The sequence below is a fragment of the Aeromonas veronii genome (assembly GCA_041319085.1).
GTDB classification, from domain to species: domain Bacteria; phylum Pseudomonadota; class Gammaproteobacteria; order Enterobacterales; family Aeromonadaceae; genus Aeromonas; species Aeromonas veronii_F.
Genome location: CP101033.1, coordinates 662,873 through 682,992, shown reverse-complemented (window position 1 = coordinate 682,992; position 20,120 = coordinate 662,873). Strand labels below are relative to the sequence as shown.

Sequence of the window (20,120 nt, the reverse complement as noted above, 5' to 3'; positions counted from 1 at the left end):
GCAAAGGGAGCAGCACCTCAGCTCCCACGCACAATAAAAAAAGCCCGAGTCGATTACTCGGGCTTTTTGTTGCGGATTGTGGCTGAGGGGGGGCTCTCTTAGGAGAAGCAGGCCTGCAGCACGTAGAAGATCGCGATGGCCAGGATGGCACCGGCAGGCAGGGTGATGATCCAGGAGACCACGATGTTGCGCAGTACACCCAGATTCAGCGCCGCAATCCCGCGCGCCAGACCAACCCCCATCACAGCACCGACCAGGGTCTGGGTGGTGGAGATGGGCAGACCGGTACCGGAGGCAATCACCACTGTGGCGGCAGTCGCCAGCTGGGCGGCAAAACCACGGCTCGGGGTCAGGTGAGTGATGCCGGTACCAACCGTCGCCATCACCTTCTCGCCCATGGTCGCCAAACCGATCACGATACCGATGCCACCGAGCGGCAGGATCCACCAGGCGATGTGGGAGCTGCCGCCGATCTCGCCGCCGGAAGCCACGATAGAGGCTACCGCAGAGAGCGGGCCAATGGCGTTGGCCACGTCGTTGGAGCCGTGGGCAAAGGCCATGGCACAGGCGGTGATCACCATCAGGATGCCGAATACCTTCTCCACGTTGGCGAAATGCATCTTGCTGTCATCCTGCGGGTTGTACTTCTGACCGCGAATGTAGATCCAGCCAGCAAACGCCACCGCGATAGAGATGGCGATGGAGAGCAGAATGCCCTCGCCATCGCTCAGGTGCAGACCAACGTGGGTCAACCCTTTCTTGATGGTCACCAGACAGATCACCATGGCGGTGAGGAACATGTAGAACGGCACGTAACGCTTGGCGTTGTTCAGCGGATCATCGGTGTTGAAGATGAGCTTCTGCACGCTGATGAACATGAAGTAGGCGATGACACCGGAGATAGCCGGGGTGATAACCCAGGAGCCGACGATGCCACCAAACTTGCCCCACTGCACCGCCTCCGGACCGACGCTCACTACCGCAAAACCGACGATGGCGCCGATGATGGAGTGAGTGGTAGAGACTGGCCAACCGAAGTAGGAGGCCAGGATCAACCAGGCGCCCGCCGCCAGCAGGGAGGCGATCATACCGAGCACCAGCAGATCCGGGCTGCCGACAAACGCATTGCTGTCGATGATGCCGTTACGGATGGTGGCCGTCACTTCGCCACCGGCCAGATAGGCACCGGCAAATTCGAAGATCATGGCAATGATGATCGCCTGACGGATAGTCAGTGATTTGGTGCCGACCGATGTCCCCATGGCGTTGGCCACGTCATTCGCGCCAATGCCCCAAGCCATCAAAAAGCCGAACAAGGCCGCCACGAGCACCAGAGTGGTGCCGTAATTCGCGATAATGTCCATTAATAGTGTTTACCCAGTCAGTCGATTACGAACGAGCCAGCATCAGTTCCAGACGGGCGCCTACACGCTCGGCCTGATCTGCCAGGTCACCTACCCATTCGAGGATCTTGTAAAGGAACATCACATCGATCGGATTGTACTTCTGCTCAACCGCTTGCAGCTGTTGGCGCAGACCGATCTGCATGGTGTCTGTATCGTCCTCGATCAGATCCAGCTGATGGATCATCTCGGCAACCATTTCCACTTCCCGTCCTTTGAAGCCGGTCTCGAGCAGCTCGTCGAGCTCCCCGATCGCTTTCTCGGCCTGAGCGGTCGCATCAATACAACGTTTGAGGTAAGCCATGAAATCCGTCCGCATTTCGGCGGGGAATTCCATGCGACGGCCAAGCATGCGGCCGGAGATATCCTTGGCACGGTTGGCAATCTTGTCTTGCTGGGTCAACAGCTCCAGCAGGTCGGTACGTGCAACCGGCAGAAACAGGCCACGAGGCAGTTTCAGACGAATTTCACGCTTGAGGATGTCCGCCTCTTTCTCCAGCTGGGCAATCTGCTGCCGGATCTTCTCGGCATCTTCCCAACGGTCTTCGGCAACAGCGTCAAAGAAAGGGACCAACTGCTGGGAGCACTGGTGAACCTTGACGATATGCTTCTGCAGCGGCTTGATGGGGGACTTGGCAAAAAGCCCCAAAATAGTATTTACTGGCATGGCCAAACCTGTGTCGGTGAAAAAACACTCGATACGATTTTATGAGGCGCGCAGGATAACCGAACTGCGCCCTCAATTAAACCGCGAATTAATCTAGTCGTCTCGCGGGCATTATATCCCCGTGACCCGAATCCTGCCCCCCAAAGTTGCCTGCCAGCCCGGAATGACTATGCAAACTGAGATCGAGATAAAGTTTTTTGTCGCCAGCGATATTCAACCCGAGTTATCCAACCTGCTGAATTCTCTTGAGATTAAAGAATCGTCCCAACAGCAGCTCGGCAACGTCTATTTCGATACGCCGACCCTGACTCTGCGCCAGCTGGAGATGGGTTTACGCATTCGCCGCTGCGATGCCTTCGCCGAACAGACCATCAAATGCCGTGGTCAGGTGGTGGGCGGCCTGCACGCCAGACCCGAGTACAATGCCCCCGTGAGCGGCGATCTGCCGACCCTCTCGGCCTTTCCCGATGCGATCTGGCCGACCCTGACCGAGCGCGACTACATTCAGCAGCAGCTGGTCGCCCAGTTTCGCACCGATTTCCTGCGCCGCCACTGGCTGCTCGCCTTCGAGAACGCCGAGATTGAACTGGCTTGGGATCAGGGAGAGATCGTCGGCAGTCAGGGCAGCAGCACCATCAACGAGCTGGAACTGGAGCTCAAATCCGGCGACACAGCGGCGCTGTTTGCACTGGCCCAACGCCTCGCCAGGATCGGCGGGCTGCGTCTTGGCGCCCAATCCAAGGCCCAGCGCGGTTATCGACTGGCAGGACTTGGCAAACCGCTGGCCCTGCAGGCGCTGGTCGAGCATGAAGATATGGATGGCATAACGGGGGTAAGCGAAGGGCTGCGCCACTGGCAGCATCACGAGCAGCTCTGGCTGGAGCATCCGCAGGATGAAGCCGTTCAACAGCAGGCGTTCGCCGCCTTGTGTCAAGGCGTTGAACTGATCGCCCGCAGTGCTGCCACGCTGCCACAATCCGTGTTCTGGCTGCCAGCATTGACCAGCCTGCACGCACATCTGCAAGCCCAATCAGAGAAGCATGACGAGTGGCCTGCCGAGCTGGCCGATCTCTTCCTCTATCCGGCGTATGTCGAGTTGCAGCTGGCCATCGCCGCCTGGCTGCATCACACCGCCTGAGCGAGGCCATTTAGGAAATAATAAAGGTCTGACACAAAAGCCAAAAACAAAACGGGTGAGCCTTGGCTCACCCGTTTTGCATTACAGCAGATTGAGCTGCTGCATGGCGCTGCGAATGCGCGCGCGGGTCGCCTCCGACAGCGGCATCACCGGCAGGCGGCACTCTTCGCTGCAGAAGCCGAGCAGGGAAACGGCATATTTTGCACCGGCCGGGCTCGGCTCGGCAAACATCGCCTGATGGAGCGGAATGAGCTGGTCTTGCAGTTCACGCGCTTCTTGCCACTTGCCAGCCAGCGCCAGATTTTGCACCTCGGCCACCAGCTTGGGAGCCACGTTGGCGGTCACCGAGATACAGCCCTGACCGCCACCGATGTTGTAGGCGACGGCTGTGGCATCTTCACCGGAGAGCCAGGCGAAGGGTTTGTTGATCAGCTGGCGCTCGGTCCAGGGGCGGGCCAGATCGCCGGTGGCATCTTTCACCCCGGCAATGCGCGGCAGTTCGGCCAGACGGGCCAAGGTCGCGGGTTGCACGTCGACAATGGCGCGCGGTGGAATGTTGTAGACGATGATCGGCTTGGCGGTGGCGTCGTGGACCGCCTTAAAGTGGTGGTAGAGCCCCTCCTGATTGGGGCGGTTATAGTAACCGGCCACATGCAGGGTGGCATCGGCCCCCACCCGCTCGGCATGGAGGGTGTACTCGATGGCTTCGACCGGGTTGTTGGAACCAGCCCCCGCAATGACAGGAACGCGCCCCGCCACCTGCTTGACCACCAGCTCCACCACCCGGCAGTGCTCGTCATGGGTCAGGGTCGGGCTTTCACCCGTGGTGCCCACCGGCACAATGCCGTGGGTGCCCTGTTCGATATGCCACTCCACCAGACGCAGCAGCGCCTCTTCATCCAGCTTTCCCTGTCGAAAGGGGGTGATCAGGGCGACGATTGAACCTTTGAACATGGAATTTCCTTCTCCGTTGACTCATGAATATGGCAATAAAAAACCCCGGTACGATGTGCGCAACCGGGGTTTGAAGCTTCTCAGGGATGAGAGGTTACGCGCGAACGTCGGCAGGCCCGAATGTCAGGCTTTTCTTGTGCTTTCGTTTCAACCCGCTGAACCGCATTTCGTCATCTCTGCTCAAATAATGGTGTCTGGGCATATTTCGGGAACACGGCATAAATGTCAAGGTGAAAGGGGCTATGTATAATGGCCGCCCGAAATTATGTGGAGAGACCCGATGAGTAGCCCTATCAGTGCCGTCAGCCAGATGCTGGAACGAAATCAAGCCCTCTTTGTCGGCAAGCGGCTACTTGTCTGCGGCGCGCTGGAGGATGACTACCCCTGCCAGCTGGCGACCCTGGCCCAGACCCTGACCGTCTTTACCACCGATTACTGCTACTACCGCAGCCAGCTGGCGGCCCTCGGCGAGGCCATCCTGTTCGACCACCAGCTCGGTGGCGCCCCCCGCTTCGATGCCCTGTTGCTGCTGATGCCCAAAGCCAAGGCCGAGGCGCAATACCTGCTGGCGATGATGGCCCCGCTGCTGGAAGCGGGCGCCGAGCTGTTCCTCGCCGGTGAAAACCGCGGCGGTATCAATAGTGCCGACAAGCTGCTGGCCCCCTATGGCGAAAAGCCGGTCAAACGTGACTCGGCGCGCCGCTGCTCCCTCTATCACGGCGAGCTGAGTAAGCCGGTTGAACCGTTCGAGCTGGATAGCTGGTTTGGTCGCTACCAATGCAAGGCCGGTGATACCGAACTGACCGTGCTGGCACTGCCCGGCGTCTTCAGCGCCGCCGAGCTGGATCTCGGTACCCAGATGCTGCTGGCCGCAGTGCCGCCGATGACGGGCGAGCTGCTCGATTTCGGCTGCGGCGCCGGGGTGATTGGGTCTGTGCTGGCCAAGCGCAATCCGGATCTGCGGGTCAACATGGTGGATATCAGCGCGCTGGCGCTCGAATCGAGCCGCCGCACCCTGGCGATCAACGGTCTGCAGGGCAAGGTCACCGCTTCTGATGTTTATTCGGATGTCGCCACCCGTTTCCAGCACATCGTCTCCAACCCGCCATTCCATGCGGGTCTCAAGACCTTCTATGCGGCAACCGAGCAGTTCCTGGCCAAGGCGCCGGAATTTTTGCTGCCAAATGGCTCGCTGACCATTGTTGCCAACGCCTTCTTGCGCTACCAGCCTATACTGGAGACACACTTCAAACGGACTGACGTGATCAGCGGTAATGCCACATTCAAGGTCTATCTGAGCAAAGTGTAAATAAGTATAAGCAGCACAATAAAACCGCTAGAGAGCGCCATCCGGCATCTGATAAGGTACTAAGAGCACGATAAAACCGCCCCTTTAGGGGTGTTTTTATTCCGAATATTGAAAACCTTTTCACGTTGTTTATTCAGGGAGAGAAATACGATGGCAGGCATTTTGACCATGATCCTGGCTGGTGGCGAAGGTACTCGCCTGCAGCCTCTGACTACCACCCGCAGCAAGCCTTCCGTCCCCTTCGGTGGCAGCTACCGGCTGATCGACTTTGTCCTCAACAACTTCGTCAACGCAGACTTTCTGCGCATCTATGTCCTGACCCAGTTCAAATCACAGTCGCTCTATCTGCACATGAAAAAGGGCTGGAACATTGTCGGCATCACCGACCGCTTTATCGACCCCATCCCGGCCCAGATGCGGATGGGCAAACGCTGGTATGACGGCACTGCTGATGCTATCTACCAGAACCTCGGCTTTATCGAGCGGTCCGAACCGGATCACGTCTGCATCTTCGGCTCTGACCACATCTACAAGATGGATGTGAGCCAGATGGTTAGCTTCCACAAGCAAAAAAATGCCGCCATGACGGTCGCGGCCCTGCGCATGCCCATCGAAGAAGCGAGCGCCTTCGGGGTGATCGAGGTGGATACCGAAGGGCGGATGATCGGCTTTCAGGAAAAGCCTAAGCAGCCCAAGCACATCCCCGGCGATCCGACCCAGGCACTGGTCTCCATGGGCAACTACATCTTCGAGACCGATGCCCTCTGCCGCGAGCTGAAGCGGGATGCCACCGAGGAGAACTCCAGCCACGATTTTGGCAAGGATGTGATCCCGAGCCTCTACCCGCGCGCGCCCGTCTATGTCTACGACTACAGCACCAACGTTATCCCGGGCGAGAAACCGCACGTCTACTGGCGGGATGTGGGCACCCTCGACTCTTATTGGCAAGCGCACATGGACCTGGTGGCCGACAATCCCCCCTTCTCCCTCTATAACCGCAAGTGGCCGCTGCACACCCACTATCCGGCGCTGCCGCCCGCCACCTTCATCGACAGCGATGAGTGCAAGGTGAAGATCGCCAACTCGCTGATCTCTGCCGGTTGCTTCATTCAGGGCAGCCAGATCCAGCGATCCATCCTCGGTTTCCGCTGCAATATCGGCGCGTGCAGCCATATCAGTGAATCTGTGCTGCTGGGGGATGTAAAGATTGGTGAAGGCTGCTCCATCCGGCGCGCGATTATAGATAAAAATGTTGAAATTGCGCCCGGCACCGTTATCGGTGAAAATCTGGACCACGATAGAGAGCGATTTACCGTATCCGAAGGCGGTGTCGTGGTGGTACCTAAGGGAGCAAGAGTTGGCTATTAACCCACTGAAAATCCTGTTTGTTGCCTCAGAAGTTGAGGGGCTGGTCAAGACCGGGGGCCTGGCCGATGTCGCCAGAGCCCTGCCGATGTACCTGGCCCAGAAGGGGCATGATGTCAGGATCATGCTGCCCTTCTACAAGACGATAAAGCGACGGGATGAGGCCAGACTGGTGGCGTCACGCTGGTTGCCAACCCACCCCGGGCTGCCGGATATCGGTTATCGCATCTACCAGATGGAGCTGGATGGCGTCTGCGTCTATCTGCTCGACTGCCCGCAATATTTCGATCGTCCCCAGCTCTACGCCGAGAACAATCAGGCCTATCCGGATAATGGCGAGCGCTTTGCCTTCTTCTCGGCCGCCGCCCTCCATGCCTGTGAGCAGCTCGGCTTTGCCCCGGATATCGCCCACTGCAATGACTGGCACACCGGCCTGCTGCCGCTGCTGCTGAAAACCCGCCACGCCCACAACCCCTTCTTCCAGCAGACCCGCAGCGTGATCAGTATTCACAACGCGGCGTTTCAGGGGGTGTTTGGCCGCGAACAGTTCTGGGCCATGCCCGAGATCGCCGACTACGAACGCCGTATCAACTACGACTACGGCCACGTCAATCTGCTCAAATGCGGGGTGCTCTACGCCGACAAGATCAATGCGGTCAGCCCCAACTATGCCCAGGAGCTGCTGACTCACCTCGGCGCCCACGGCATGGCGCATATCTTCCAGCAACGGGCTGCTGACCTTTGCGGCATCCTCAATGGTTGCGACTACAAGGACTGGGATCCGGAGTTCGACGAATTCCTGCCTGCGACCTACAGCATCGACAACATGGCTGGCAAACAGATCTGCAAGCAGAGCCTGCAGCAGGAAGCGGGGCTGGCCGTGGCGGATCTGCCCATCTACGGCATGGTTTGCCGCCTGACCGAGCAGAAGGGCGTTCCCCTGCTGCTCCCGGCGCTGGAGAAATTCCTCCACCATCAAGTACAAGTGGTGATCGTCGGCTCTGGCGATCCTGCGCTCGCCACGCAACTGCAAACCATGGCCCGGGATTATCCGGACAAGCTCGCCTTCATCAACACCTATGACGATCGGCTGGCTCATCTGGTCGAAGCCGGTGCCGACTTCTTCCTGATGCCCTCGCTGTTTGAGCCTTGCGGCCTCAACCAGATGTACAGCCTTGCCTATGGCACCCTGCCACTGGTGCGGGCCGTGGGGGGTCTGAAAGATACCGTGGTGGATTGGGATGCCGATCCCGAGCATGCCACCGGCTTCTGCTTCAACGATCCGACTGCCGCCATCCTGCTCGATACCATGCGCCGCAGCCTGCTCTATTTCCTGCAGGACAAGGGGCGTTTTGCCAAGGTGCAGCACAATGCCATGAGCACCCGCTTCAACTGGCCTGATTCGGTCGCCCAGTATGAGCTGATGTATCAGAGCGCATTGGGCCGTTACTGAGCACTAAACGTCGGCTAATTGCTGAAGTTTTGTACCCTTGGCTTCACTTTGAGCGTCAACAGCGAAAAAAGTCCCCTTTGGCTGTTGACGCTCCCCCAAAACTCTATAGAATCCCCCTCCGCAGTGATGCGAAGGTGGCGGAATTGGTAGACGCGCTAGCTTCAGGTGTTAGTGTCCCACGGATGTGAGGGTTCGAGTCCCTCTCTTCGCACCAATACTGCCATGCTGATTCAGCAGCATGTAAATCCAACTAGAAAACCCGAATGTGCGAAGGTGGCGGAATTGGTAGACGCGCTAGCTTCAGGTGTTAGTGCCCCCCGGGTGTGAGGGTTCGAGTCCCTCTCTTCGCACCATGCTTCTCCAGACAGCATGTAAATCAAAACTGGTAACACAATGTGCGAAGGTGGCGGAATTGGTAGACGCGCTAGCTTCAGGTGTTAGTGTCCCACGGATGTGAGGGTTCGAGTCCCTCTCTTCGCACCATGCTTTATCCAGACAGCATGTAAATCCAGACTGGAAACCCGAATGTGCGAAGGTGGCGGAATTGGTAGACGCGCTAGCTTCAGGTGTTAGTGCCCCCCGGGTGTGAGGGTTCGAGTCCCTCTCTTCGCACCATGATTCTGACATGTAAACACAGAGCAATGCGCGCCAACCGCATTTAAAAACCAGCTGGAGAAAATCAGTGTGCGAAGGTGGCGGAATTGGTAGACGCGCTAGCTTCAGGTGTTAGTGTCCCACGGATGTGAGGGTTCGAGTCCCTCTCTTCGCACCATTCATTACGCAAAAGGCCCATCACGAAAGTGATGGGCCTTTTGTTTTTACTCCTTGTTATGGCTATGCTTTTGACGACTAACTGCCCATCGTCATGCCAAGGAACACATATGATACTGGATACCGACATTCACAACTTCTACGAGCATCTGGTGCTCAAGGAGATAGAGAAACAGGGGCTGCAACAGAAGCTCAACAGCGACCAGATGGCCGACCTCTGCTGCCTCACTCTCAACCAGCTTCCGGCCCACTATATTCGCCACAATGTCGACATGATCTACTTCCTGACCGATGCCAAGCGTACCGAGATGGAAAAAAACGTCATCGAGTCGCTCAAGCTGGCGCAAGAGAAGGTGCAAAGCACCCAGGCCACCTCGTCATAACCAGGGCTGTTGCCAGATCAGGGCCGCGACGTCCGTCATACCTGCCACTGGCAGCAAGATCAAGGCAGGCCGCAATCCGGGCTCCAGCATCACCTAGGCGGCCAGCAGAAAACCGGCACTCCAGGTGCCGTACTCGTTATCCTGACCCCAGATCAGGATCGCCGGCAGCCCGATCAGCAGCATGCTCCTCACTATCCATCTCATGACACACTCCCCACAAACGACTGATAACAATCATCATTTGTATTTTTGGCGTATGCAATCGGACTTTTCTATCGGAGTCAAATATCCTATCGGGGCAAAAAGAGCACTCAAAAGCGGGTTATGAGGTCAACTAATTGGTAAGTTTTTCAATCAAAACGGCATTTTTGCTAAATCAGTTGGGATTTACCCTCCCGGGTTTGTGGTAGATTGCGGCCTCTTTATGGGTGGGACCATCCTGATCCCGGTCTCCGCCAGCGCCCGCTAGGCCATCGCTGACCGCCACAAACAAAAACAGCCCTCGTTGCCGAGAGCCGTTTCATCAGACCGATAACGCCGATCAGATGGAGAAGCTGGAGCCACAGCCACAGGTCGTGGTGGCGTTGGGGTTGGTCACGGTGAAGCGTGAACCTTCCAGACCCTCGGTGTAATCCACACTGCCGCCTACCAGATATTGCAGGCTCATGGGATCGATCACCATGGTGACACCGTTCTTCTCGACCACGGTGTCACCGTCGTTGATCTTCTCATCAAAGGTAAAGCCATACTGGAAACCGGAGCAGCCCCCACCCGTGATGTACACCCGCAGCTTCAGCTCGGGATTCTCTTCCTCGGTGATCAGGTTCTTCACCTTGTTGGCCGCCGCATCCGTCATCTGGATGGGCAACGGGGCTTCTGCTACTGCACTCATTACTGACCTCACAACCATTAGATCCACAAACATGGAGACCGCGAAATTATCCAATACCCGACCATTCAGTTCAAGTATTCACCACGTTTAACCGGCAGCGGGAACCGGAGCAGGCGGTGCTGCGACCAGCGGCTTGATCACCTCGCCCCACTCAACCAGCAGCTCTTGTGCCGGTTGCCTGCCGTCCTTGTTGATGGTGACACGGATCCGATCCGGCACAAAGCCTTCCGGCAACTGCCAGTTCCCTTCCAGCAGTTGGAAATAACGCAGGGCATAGCGCCACTCGCTCACCTTCATCCCCAAATCGCGACCGGTCAGCGTCTTCGGCTGGTCGGCCAGACTCCCCTCGACCCGGATCTGCACCTGACCACGAAACAACTCCCGCTTCTTGGCGGGCTGGGTCAGGGCGAGACGGTAGTGGTAACGACCGGGGATGCTGGTCTCCTGCAGGGTCAGGTTGTCGATCACCACCCCCACCTGTTCACCGGTGGGGCGCATGATCCGCTCGAAAAAGGCCAACTGGCGCTTGAGTTCCTGTACCTGCACCTCCTGACTCTTCAGGGTGGTCTGCAACTGCTCGAAGGCCGCTTTCTGGGTCGCCAGCCGGGTGTCTTTCACCCCCAGCTCGGTCTTGAGCTGGCCTATGGCCTTGTCCTGGCGATCCAGCGTCTCCTGCTGCACCACCAACAGACTGCTCTGGGCCAGCTCCTGGCGGTTACCGGCAAAGTAACCGATGAGCCCGCCAACGGCTAACACCACCAATAACTTCAATAGATTGGACATAGCCTCTCATCCCGTTATCACGCCATTTACGGCAGCGCCGCTCCCTTCACTATACCGCCCGGATCGGGGCCAAAGGCGATAAAGGCAAAAATTAACTGGCCGTGGCGCTGCCATCACTCCGCTTTTGACGCGCAGCAAGCCGTAAAGTTCGCTCCAGGATCTGGGAATAGATGGGTCGGCCACCCAGCCACTGGGCAACAATTGTCGCCCCGACCGTGGTGACCATCATCGGCAGGATCAGCTGATAGTTGTCGGTCATCTCGGTCACCAGCACGATGCCGGTGATGGGGGCGCGCACGGTGGCGGCAAACAGCGCCCCCATGCCGGCAATGGCAAAGGCGCCGGGCTCGATGCCCAGCTCGGGAAATGCCGCATGAAACAGGTGGCCGAACACCACACCAAACAGGGTGCCCAGCGCCAGCGTCGGCGCAAACACCCCGCCCGGGGCGCCGGAGCAGAAGCAGATGAGGGTCGCGACCAGCCGCACCGAGAAGATGAGGAACAGGGTTGCCATCGCATACTCATCCCCCATCAGATGGGGAATAAGCTCGGTCCCTCCCCCCGTCACCGCGGGGGCAAACAGCGACAGCACACCAAATGTCCCGGCGACCAGCATACCGATGGCCACGAAACGGTGGCGCTTGTTCTGATGCAGCGCCAGATAACCATCCTGACAGGCCAGCACCAGCTTGTTGAAGACAAAGCCCAGCACCCCGAAGGTGGCCCCCATAAAGAGGAACAGCCAGAGTGCCTTGAGGGCGGGCGCATCGTAGTGGGGCAAGGTGATCACCGCCCCCTGCCCTTTCATGTTCTGCAGCATCAGGGTCGCCATGATGGCGGAGATCCCCACCGCCTTGATGGCGAGGAAGGAGTAGCGAAACTGTGGCCGCATCTCCTCCATCACGAACAGAATGCCCGCCAGTGGTGCATTGAAGGCGGCCGCCAGACCGCCCGCCGCACCGGCGGCCAGCAGGGCGTGGCCATGCTCCTTGGGCAGCCGGAAGATATCCGCCACCATCTTGCCGAGGTTACCGCCGAGTTGCACCGAGGGCCCTTCCCGTCCCAGCACCATACCTGAGCTCAGGGTGCAGATGCCGCCGAAGAATTTGACCGGCAACACCCGCCACCACCGCACCGGGCGCAGATCGTCCATCGCCCCCTCGATCTCGGGAATGCCGGATCCCCCCGCTTCAGGGGCAAAGGTATGGGTGAGGAAGTAGCCGACAAACCCCAGTAAGGCGCTAAAGCCAAAGCCGAGCAGACCGAGCTGCCACCAGGGACGATCGGCCAGCAACGCGAAACGTTGCTCTGCCAGCCAGTGGACTCCCGATTCGAACAGGCCGCACACCAGCCCGGCCAGAATGCCGACCAGCGCAGCCAGCAACAGCACCAGCAAAGGCATCTTGTCTTGCCGGATCATGCGGGAAAGCGATCCCCGCGAAGAGGTATCGAATTCAGAGGAGAGAGCTTGTTGCGCCATCTTGTTACACCAACCTGGAAAAACCATATCGTCAGCTAGCTGAGATCAGGATCACCCGGTGAATTGCTCGGCTGCCCTGGGCTGGGGCTTTCTGCTATAGTCGGCCCGTTAAATTTTTGTCACGGGAGCAGACCGAGAGTCCGGGTGGCGAGAGCGCAAAGCATACTCCTGATGCTCCGGCCTGCCGAGTCTCAATCGGCTGCAATCCCTTGTGTGACGACCAAAATCCCATTAAGGATGATCCATGTCAAAATCAGATCAGCTGTTTGAACAGGCCCGCCAGACCATTCCGGGTGGCGTCAACTCACCGGTCCGCGCCTTCAATGGAGTCGGCGGCACGCCCCGCTTCATCGATCACGCCGATGGCGCCTATCTCTATGATGTGGATGGTCAGGCCTACGTGGATTACATCGGCTCCTGGGGCCCCATGCTGCTGGGTCACAACCACCCGGCCATCAAGGCCGCCGTCATCAAGGCCGTTGAGAAAGGGCTGAGCTACGGTGCGCCGACCGAGATCGAAGTGCTGATGGCCGAGAAAGTGCGCCAGATCGTTCCCTCCATGGAGCAGGTGCGGATGGTCAACTCCGGCACCGAAGCGACCATGAGCGCCATCCGTCTGGCCCGCGGCTACACCGGCCGCGACAAGATCGTCAAATTCGAGGGCTGCTACCACGGCCACGCCGACTCCCTGCTGGTCAAGGCCGGTTCCGGCGCCCTGACCCTGGGCCAGCCCAACAGCCCGGGCGTACCGGCCGATTTCGCCAAGCACACCCTGACCTGCGTCTTCAACGACTTGGACTCTGTGCGTGAAGCCTTCAGCCAGTACGGCAGCGAGATCGCCTGTATCATCGTCGAGCCGGTCGCTGGCAACATGAACTGCATCCCGCCGGTACCCGGCTTCCTGGAAGGGCTGCGCGCCATCTGTGACGAGTTTGGTGCCCTGCTGATCCTGGACGAGGTGATGACCGGTTTTCGCGTCTCCCTGCGCGGTGCTCAGGGCCACTACAACATCGACCCGGATCTCACCACTCTTGGCAAGATCATCGGTGCCGGCATGCCGGTCGGCGCCTTCGGCGGCAAGAAGAAGGTGATGCAGCACATCGCCCCGACCGGCCCTGTCTATCAGGCGGGCACCCTCTCCGGCAACCCGGTGGCCATGGCAGCCGGTCTGACCATGCTGGACTTGCTGCTGGAGCCGGGCCTCTATGAGCAGTTGAGCGCCAAGACCGCCCAGGTTGCAGAAGGGCTGAAAGCGGCCGCAACCAAGCACGGTATCCCGCTTGCCATCAACTATGTGGGTGGCATGTTCGGCTTCTTCTTTACCGACGAGCCCGAAATCACCCGCTATGAGCAGGTCACTCGCTGCGATATGGAACGCTTCAAGCGCTTCTACCATCTGATGCTGGAAGAGGGCGTCTATCTGGCACCGAGCGCCTACGAGGCGGGCTTCCTGTCATTGGCTCACGGTGACAAGGAGATTGAACACACCCTGGCAGCCGCCGAACGCAGCTTCGCCAAGTTGGCTGGCTAAATCGCCGCAGGTTGTCGCAAAGGGCCCGTCACGGGCCCTTTTCTATGGTTCTTCGCGGAAGCGTGGGGAAGAGTAAGTTGACAGACAGGGTTCGGGTAAACTGGTAGTCGCCAAACAACCGGACTCCCTTACCCTGCTGTCGCTATGCATCATATTGATTTTGCCTCGTTCTGGCCAGGTTACGACGTTTCTGTCCATCGCCGCTCTGCCACACAAATCACATTGGCTCTTGAGCCTCTCGCCAATCATCTACCGCTCTGTGGTCAGTGCCATCAACCCTGTCCACTCATCCATGACCGCCGAATGCGCACAGTTCGTGACCGTGACCTCCTTGAACTTCGCGTACATCTGCAAGTCCCCGTCCGTCGGGTTGACTGCCTGCGTTGTGGTCGGGTTTCTGAGCATATCGATTGGTTACCCCCAGCTCCCGGCTGACACAGCGATTGCTGCGCTGGGTAGAGGCCTTGCTTGAGTTGATGCCTATCAGTCATATCAGCCAGCTCACCGGACTGCACTGGCATACCATCAAGGCCATCGACAAGCGTCGGCTACAGGCCAGTGTTGGCACCTTTGAGCCCGGCTCGGTGCGACGGCTGGTGATGGATGAATTCGCCCTGCATAAAGGCCACCGCTATGCCACAGTGATCATGGATGCTGAACGGACTCGCGTTTTGTGGGTGGGGCATGGCAACAGCCGAGAGGCTATTCGCCCCTTTTTCGAGCTGATGGGCGAACGATGCCAACAGATTGAAGCGGTGGCCATGGACATGAACTCCGCCTTCGATCTGGAAGTGAAACAGCACTGTCCACAGGCGGAGGTGGTGTATGACTTGTTCCATGTGGTGGCCGGTTATGGCCGCAAAGTGCTCGACCGAATTCGGGTGGATCAAGCCAATGCATTAAAGCATGACAAGCCGGCTCGCAAGGTCGTCAAGCTGGCGCGTTGGTTACTCCTGCGCAATCGAGAAAATCTCAAGGAAGACCAGGCGGTGAAATTACAAGAGCTATTGGAAGCCAATAAGCCCTTGGCGACAGCATATGTTCTCAAGGAGGCCCTGAAGGAAATCTGGTACGCCCCGAGTGTCAGGGAAGGTTGGCGACGATGGAAGGCCTGGATGCGACAAGCGAAGGAAAGTGGCCTGGAGCCCTTAGAGCGTTTTGCCAAAAACCTTCGCCGTTACACCCGGGGGATTTTGGCCAGCGCAATCTTTCCCATGCACACCAGCCTGCTGGAGGGCGTGAATAATCGGATCAAGGTGATCAAACGCATGGCTTATGGATTTCGGGACTCAGAATACTTTTTCCTGAAAATCAAGGCCGCCTTCCCCGGAAAGACGCGATGAACCTTTTCTATTGCCGTGCCTCCATCACCACACAAGGCGTCAATACGCCCAGTTCTGGTGCATTTCCCCTTCGTCATCCATCGTTTTGTCATCCTCTGGTGCAACTTGCCCCGCCATCCCTGTCATAAAGCAGGCCCACTATTTGCACATTCGCAACAGAGCCCACGTCACCGAGGTCCATATGGCAGAGATGAGCCCCATCGATGTGCTGCGGCGCTATCAGGAGTATCAGGCGGAGCTGACCCCGCTACTACAGGGGCTGCTCAGCGCCCCCCTTGCCTCGCTCAAGCGGTATCCCTTTGTGGTCAGCATTGACCACTATCAGGGGCCAGTGTGCATCCTACCTGCGGCACCGGCGGTCCATAACCGGCTGCACCTTATCGTGCAGGGGCAAGGACGGGAGATCACCGTCTGTCTGAATCAGCTGATTGGCTGGTTGATGGGAGACAGGGAGCGCCGCCGCGCCATGCCCTGGTTCAAGGCGGTCTATGTGGTGCTCAGCATGGCGCTGTTTCTCATCGTCGCCACCCTGATCTGGCACGGGCTGGAGCAGCTCTACCAGCTGTTGTGCGGCGAGCAGCAGAACCAGCTAGGCGCGTTTAGCGCCATCATCTTCCTGACACTGGCACTGGCGGTGTTCGATCTGGGCAAGACCATTCTGGAAGAGGAGGTACTGCTGCATAAGGATATCTTCCGCCACAGCGCTATTCGCCGCACCATCACCCGCTTTATCGCCGCCATTCTGATCGCGGTCTCCATCGAGGGGCTGTTGCTGCTGTTCAAAGGCTCGCTCGGCCAGAGCGAGCTGCTCTGGCCTGCGGTCGGGGTGATGGGATGTGCGGTGGGTTTGCTGCTGGCGCTCGGCCTCTATGTCTTTCTGGGGGCCAAGGCCGAAGCGGCACTGGTACAGGCTAGCCTGCGCTCTCCACCGCCATCTGCACAGGGGAGTGACGCGCCGCCCGCCAGGAGGCGTACATGGTCCAGGAGGTATAGATGACGATAAAGGCAACCAGCCACTTCCGCATCTCCATATCCATGGATTTGACCTGCAGGGAAACAGGCCGGGTCCTGAGCACGTTGTGATGGTTCTTTCGCAACGACCAGCTGTGCCAAAGGACATAATGAAAAAGAGGGCCGGTAGCGATACCGACCCTCTTTCTGTCTCTGGCCAAGGCGCAGAGCCCCGACCATGGCAAGCACTTATTGAATGCTCTTGCCGGCACGCACGTCCTTGATAAACCCTTTCAGGCTGGCCAGATCACGGGGCGCTCCACGCAGGATCTGATCACCGATGATGAAGGCGGGGGTACCGGAAATACCGAGTGCTTCAGCCAGCGCACGGTTGGTACCTAGGTTCTGGTCAATGCTGCCATCCTTGATCTTGGCTTCCACCTTGCTCCAGTCAACACCGGCCGCCAGTGCCAACTGCTTGACCTGTGCCTCATCAGAGATCGGGCCCTGATGGGCATAAAGCTTCTCGTGAAACGCCTGATACTTGTCAGGCTGGCCCAGCTGTACCGCCAACGCGGCGCGGGCGGCGAAGTAGGAGGACTCGCTCAGAATGGGGAACTGCTTGTAGATGTAACGGATATCTTTATCTTCCGCCATCAACTGCTTGACCAGCGGATGGGCCCGTTTGCAGTAGCCGCAGTTGTAATCGAAAAACTCCACAATGGTCAGCGATGCCTTCGGATTACCCATCTCGGGATCCTGATTGGCATAAAGCTGCTTGGCGTGAGCCTTGATCAGTGCCTTGTCACTATCGGCCTGCTGGCTCTCCTGCTTGGCGCGCAGGGCATTAGACATCTCGACCAAGATTTCGGGATTCTTGACCAGATAGTCACGAACGATTTGCTCGACATCGCTTTTGGTCAGCTCGCTCGCATGTACCGGCGCAGCCAGCAGGGTCACGCCAGCCAGCGCACAAAACAGGGCATTTTTAATAGTCATAACGTTATCTTGCAGAGGATATGATAGAGGCCACTATAGTCGTTCACTCTCTTTTCAAGTCAAGTTATCTGGCCAAAAAAGCGCTTCATGCCCCCTGATTGCCACTTTCTTATGTCATTTTGCGCAATTAATCAGCAATCAAACTAGGCAGGGATTTACAAGCCAGTTCAGCATGGTAATATTCGCCGCACTGCTGCGGAGGGGTGGCAGAGCGGCTGAATGCACCGGTCTTGAAAACCGGCGATGGGCGACCATCCGTGGGTTCAAATCCCACCTCCTCCGCCATTCATACTGAGCCCATGCAACCATGTTGCGTGGGCTTTTTATTTGTCTTCGATTTGCCATTCCTCATAGATCTCAGCAAATTAACCTCCTTCAACACCCTCTTTAATCTTCCCGCCTGCGGGCTCAATCACTGCCCATTTTTACCCGAAATCAGAACGGCAAAACGCAGCGATGGTAGTGGCAAGCAGGAGGATCTCCTGCTTGCCACTTCATTTATTGCGGCAGCGCCACCACCCGGAATCGCTCCAGCACCAGCATAGCGTGCTCATCAAATTCGCCCCCTTCCGCCTTCATCTCGCGTTCGAAGAATGCCCTGTGCGCCTCGCGCCACCAGGCCAGAGAGCCATCGCCCTCCCCCTCCTCAGCGGCAAACGCAGCATCAATCTCACCGAATGGGCACAAGGTGACTGACACCATCTCAACCAGCGCCTTGGGTTGACCGTCCCAGTCGGTCACCACCAGCAGGTCCCCCTGTTCCGGCATCCGTTCGCCCTTCTCCAGATACCAGTAAGCAAGGCTACAAGTGGCTCGCTTGCGGCCTGCCACCACCAGCGCCGCACAGAGGTTGGCATTGTGTTCATCAGCACAGAAGTAGTCAGCTGAGACATGGCGAGCCCGTGCTGCCACCGGCAGGGATAACAGATAACGCTCAGCCAAAGCCGAGCAGGCAGGGTTCATCAAGTCAACCATCACTTCTCCTTGATGGATAAAAAAATCCCGCCATCTGGCGGGATTCGGTAAGCAGTATCAGTGCTCGCGAGTCTGACGGAACTCCACGTCGGGGTGACGCTCCTGAGCCAGGCGCAGGTTGACCATGGTCGGCGCGATGTAGGTGAGGTTGTCACCACCATCGAGGGCCAGGTTGACCTCGTTCTTGCGTTTGAACTCTTCGAACTTCTTGACATCGGTCCCTTCCACCCAGCGGGCGGTGGAGACGTTGACCGCCTCGTACAGCGCTTCGACGTTGTATTCACTCTTGAGGCGCGATACCACCACGTCAAACTGCAGCACACCGACCGCACCGACGATGAGATCGTTGCTGATCAGCGGACGGAACACCTGCACCGCGCCCTCTTCGGAGAGCTGTACCAGCCCCTTGAGCAGCTGCTTCTGCTTGAGCGGATCGCGCAGGCGGATGCGGCGGAACAGTTCCGGTGCGAAGTTCGGGATACCGGTGAACTTGAGATCTTCACCTTGGGTGAAGGTGTCACCGATCTGGATGGTGCCATGGTTGTGCAGACCGATGATGTCACCGGCGAAGGCGTCTTCCGCCTGCTCCCGGTCACCGGCCATAAAGGTCACGGCGTCGGAGATGTTCACATCCTTGCCGATGCGCACGTGGCGCATCTTCATGCCCTTGCTGTAAGTGCCTGACACGATACGCATAAAGGCGATACGGTCGCGGTGTTTCGGATCCATGTTTGCCTGGATCTTGAACACGAAGCCGGAGAATTTCTCTTCGGTCGCTTCTACCTCGCGGCTCTCGGCCTTGCGCGGCATCGGAGACGGCGCCCAGTCGGTCAGACCGTCCAGCATGTGGTCGACACCGAAGTTACCCAGTGCGGTACCGAAGAAGACCGGGGTCATCTCGCCAGCGATAAAGGCATCGTGGTCGAACTCGGGCGAGGCGCCCTGCACCAGCTCCAGCTCGCCGCGCAGCTGGGCAGCCAGATCTTCGCCGATGGCGGCATCGAGATCCGGGTTGTTCAACCCTTTGACCACCCGCTTCTCCTGGATGGTGTGGCCCTGACCGGTCTGATACAGATAGGTCTCATCCTTGTAGAGGTGGTAGACCCCCTTGAAGGATTTGCCACAGCCGATCGGCCAGGTGATGGGCGCACACATGATCTTCAGTTCGCGCTCCACCTCGTCCATCACTTCCATCGGGTCGCGCACTTCGCGGTCCAGTTTGTTCATGAAGGTGAGGATCGGGGTATCGCGCAGACGGGTCACTTCCATCAGCTTGCGAGTCCGGTCTTCAACACCCTTGGCGGCGTCGATGACCATCAGGCAGCAGTCGACCGCCGTCAGGGTACGGTAGGTATCTTCGGAGAAGTCCTCGTGACCCGGGGTGTCGAGCAGGTTGACCAGACAGTCAGCATAGGGGAACTGCATCACCGAGGTAGTGATGGAGATACCACGCTGCTTCTCCATCTCCATCCAGTCGGATTTGGCGTGCTGGCCCGAGCCACGGCCCTTGACGGTACCGGCGCGCTGAATGGCCTGTCCGAACAGCAGGACTTTCTCGGTGATGGTGGTTTTACCCGCATCCGGGTGCGAGATGATCGCAAAAGTGCGTCTCTTGGAGACTTCACTCAGAAATTCAGCTGACATAATTCAACGTTCTTCTATTGAGCGGTGGCATCAGCCACCGTGGGAATAAATCCGGAATGCCGCTCACGGCACATGTATA

At 58.2% G+C, this 20,120-nt stretch carries 16 protein-coding genes, 6 tRNA genes and 3 pseudogenes; 14 read left to right on the top strand and 11 right to left on the bottom strand.

The genetic code is table 11. From position 1 onward, the window contains the following. Positions 1-98: 98 nt before the first annotated feature. Entirely contained in the window at positions 99-1,364 is a 1,266-nt protein-coding gene (locus tag NMD14_03525) for an inorganic phosphate transporter (GenBank protein XEI33514.1), read from the bottom strand. Positions 1,365-1,389: 25 nt separating this feature from the next. Then, positions 1,390-2,070 (bottom strand): TIGR00153 family protein, encoded by a 681-nt coding sequence (locus NMD14_03520; protein ID XEI33513.1) that lies wholly within the window; start codon positions 2,068-2,070, stop codon positions 1,390-1,392. 169 nt (positions 2,071-2,239) lie between these two features. On the opposite strand from NMD14_03520, the gene NMD14_03515 reads away from it, so the two are divergent. Then, complete coding sequence (locus NMD14_03515) at positions 2,240-3,208, top strand: CYTH domain-containing protein (protein XEI33512.1); 969 nt, start codon at positions 2,240-2,242, stop codon at positions 3,206-3,208. Between the two features lie 81 nt (positions 3,209-3,289). Here the strand turns inward: NMD14_03515 and dapA are convergent, their stop codons facing one another. Beyond that, on the bottom strand, positions 3,290-4,162 hold the full coding sequence (gene dapA, locus NMD14_03510; protein ID XEI33511.1) for a 4-hydroxy-tetrahydrodipicolinate synthase: 873 nt from the start codon (positions 4,160-4,162) through the stop codon (positions 3,290-3,292). Positions 4,163-4,442: 280 nt separating this feature from the next. On the opposite strand from dapA, the gene rsmC reads away from it, so the two are divergent. The 9 genes from rsmC to NMD14_03465 all read left to right on the top strand — a co-directional run bounded on the left by rsmC (position 4,443) and on the right by NMD14_03465 (position 9,443). After that, positions 4,443-5,471, top strand: coding sequence for a 16S rRNA (guanine(1207)-N(2))-methyltransferase RsmC (gene rsmC / locus NMD14_03505; protein XEI33510.1), 1,029 nt, complete (start codon positions 4,443-4,445; stop codon positions 5,469-5,471). A 150-nt stretch (positions 5,472-5,621) separates the two neighbouring features. Next, on the top strand, positions 5,622-6,839 hold the full coding sequence (gene glgC / locus NMD14_03500) for a glucose-1-phosphate adenylyltransferase (GenBank protein ID XEI33509.1): 1,218 nt from the start codon (positions 5,622-5,624) through the stop codon (positions 6,837-6,839). Continuing rightward, positions 6,829-8,289, top strand: coding sequence for a glycogen synthase GlgA (glgA, locus tag NMD14_03495; protein XEI33508.1), 1,461 nt, complete (start codon positions 6,829-6,831; stop codon positions 8,287-8,289). The genes glgC and glgA overlap by 11 nt, the downstream gene beginning before the upstream one ends. A 128-nt stretch (positions 8,290-8,417) precedes the next feature. Then, positions 8,418-8,503, top strand: a tRNA-Leu gene (locus NMD14_03490). Between the two features lie 53 nt (positions 8,504-8,556). Beyond that, a tRNA-Leu gene (locus NMD14_03485) sits at positions 8,557-8,642 on the top strand. Between the two features lie 44 nt (positions 8,643-8,686). Beyond that, positions 8,687-8,772: transfer RNA gene (locus tag NMD14_03480), tRNA-Leu, on the top strand. A 46-nt stretch (positions 8,773-8,818) separates the two neighbouring features. Next, positions 8,819-8,904, top strand: a tRNA-Leu gene (locus NMD14_03475). A 71-nt stretch (positions 8,905-8,975) separates the two neighbouring features. Then, positions 8,976-9,061, top strand: a tRNA-Leu gene (locus NMD14_03470). Between the two features lie 109 nt (positions 9,062-9,170). Next, the gene (locus NMD14_03465; protein XEI33507.1) at positions 9,171-9,443 is read left to right on the top strand and encodes a late competence development ComFB family protein; all 273 of its coding nucleotides are present in this window, start codon (positions 9,171-9,173) and stop codon (positions 9,441-9,443) included. On the opposite strand, the pseudogene NMD14_03460 reads toward NMD14_03465, so the two are convergent. The 4 genes and pseudogenes from NMD14_03460 to clcA all read right to left on the bottom strand — a co-directional run bounded on the left by NMD14_03460 (position 9,438) and on the right by clcA (position 12,598). Beyond that, positions 9,438-9,647, bottom strand: a pseudogene (locus NMD14_03460) (hypothetical protein). The gene NMD14_03465 and the pseudogene NMD14_03460 overlap by 6 nt on opposite strands. 337 nt (positions 9,648-9,984) lie before the next feature. Next, positions 9,985-10,335 (bottom strand): iron-sulfur cluster insertion protein ErpA, encoded by a 351-nt coding sequence (erpA, locus tag NMD14_03455; protein ID XEI33506.1) that lies wholly within the window; start codon positions 10,333-10,335, stop codon positions 9,985-9,987. A gap of 87 nt (positions 10,336-10,422) precedes the next feature. Next, entirely contained in the window at positions 10,423-11,118 is a 696-nt protein-coding gene (locus tag NMD14_03450; GenBank protein XEI33505.1) for a hypothetical protein, read from the bottom strand. Between the two features lie 91 nt (positions 11,119-11,209). Beyond that, positions 11,210-12,598: a H(+)/Cl(-) exchange transporter ClcA gene (gene clcA / locus NMD14_03445; GenBank protein XEI33504.1), complete on the bottom strand. Its 1,389-nt coding sequence runs from the start codon at positions 12,596-12,598 to the stop codon at positions 11,210-11,212. A gap of 244 nt (positions 12,599-12,842) precedes the next feature. Between clcA and hemL the strand changes: the two genes are divergently transcribed. The 3 genes and pseudogenes from hemL (at position 12,843) to NMD14_03430 (ending at position 16,469) form a co-directional block, all read left to right on the top strand. Beyond that, on the top strand, positions 12,843-14,129 hold the full coding sequence (gene hemL, locus NMD14_03440; protein ID XEI33503.1) for a glutamate-1-semialdehyde 2,1-aminomutase: 1,287 nt from the start codon (positions 12,843-12,845) through the stop codon (positions 14,127-14,129). Between the two features lie 144 nt (positions 14,130-14,273). Then, a pseudogene (locus tag NMD14_03435) lies at positions 14,274-15,472 on the top strand (ISL3 family transposase). Positions 15,473-15,653: 181 nt separating this feature from the next. After that, positions 15,654-16,469 carry a hypothetical protein gene (locus NMD14_03430; GenBank protein ID XEI33502.1) on the top strand — a complete coding sequence of 272 codons (816 nt, stop codon included), beginning with the start codon at positions 15,654-15,656 and terminating at the stop codon, positions 16,467-16,469. Here the strand turns inward: NMD14_03430 and NMD14_03425 are convergent. Together NMD14_03425 and NMD14_03420 are read right to left on the bottom strand one after the other, a co-directional pair. Beyond that, positions 16,414-16,527 (bottom strand): annotated as a pseudogene (locus NMD14_03425) (permease). The gene NMD14_03430 and the pseudogene NMD14_03425 overlap by 56 nt on opposite strands. Before the next feature lie 145 nt (positions 16,528-16,672). Continuing rightward, positions 16,673-17,422, bottom strand: a complete 750-nt coding sequence (locus NMD14_03420; GenBank protein ID XEI33501.1) for a DsbA family protein — start codon at positions 17,420-17,422, stop codon at positions 16,673-16,675. Positions 17,423-17,619: 197 nt separating this feature from the next. Between NMD14_03420 and NMD14_03415 the strand changes: the two genes are divergently transcribed. Next, positions 17,620-17,707, top strand: a tRNA-Ser gene (locus NMD14_03415). Positions 17,708-17,920: 213 nt separating this feature from the next. On the opposite strand, the gene NMD14_03410 is transcribed toward NMD14_03415, so the two are convergent. Then, positions 17,921-18,397, bottom strand: coding sequence for an ASCH domain-containing protein (locus NMD14_03410; GenBank protein XEI33500.1), 477 nt, complete (start codon positions 18,395-18,397; stop codon positions 17,921-17,923). A gap of 57 nt (positions 18,398-18,454) precedes the next feature. Continuing rightward, positions 18,455-20,044, bottom strand: coding sequence for a peptide chain release factor 3 (gene prfC / locus NMD14_03405; GenBank protein ID XEI34706.1), 1,590 nt, complete (start codon positions 20,042-20,044; stop codon positions 18,455-18,457). Positions 20,045-20,120 lie beyond the last annotated feature (76 nt).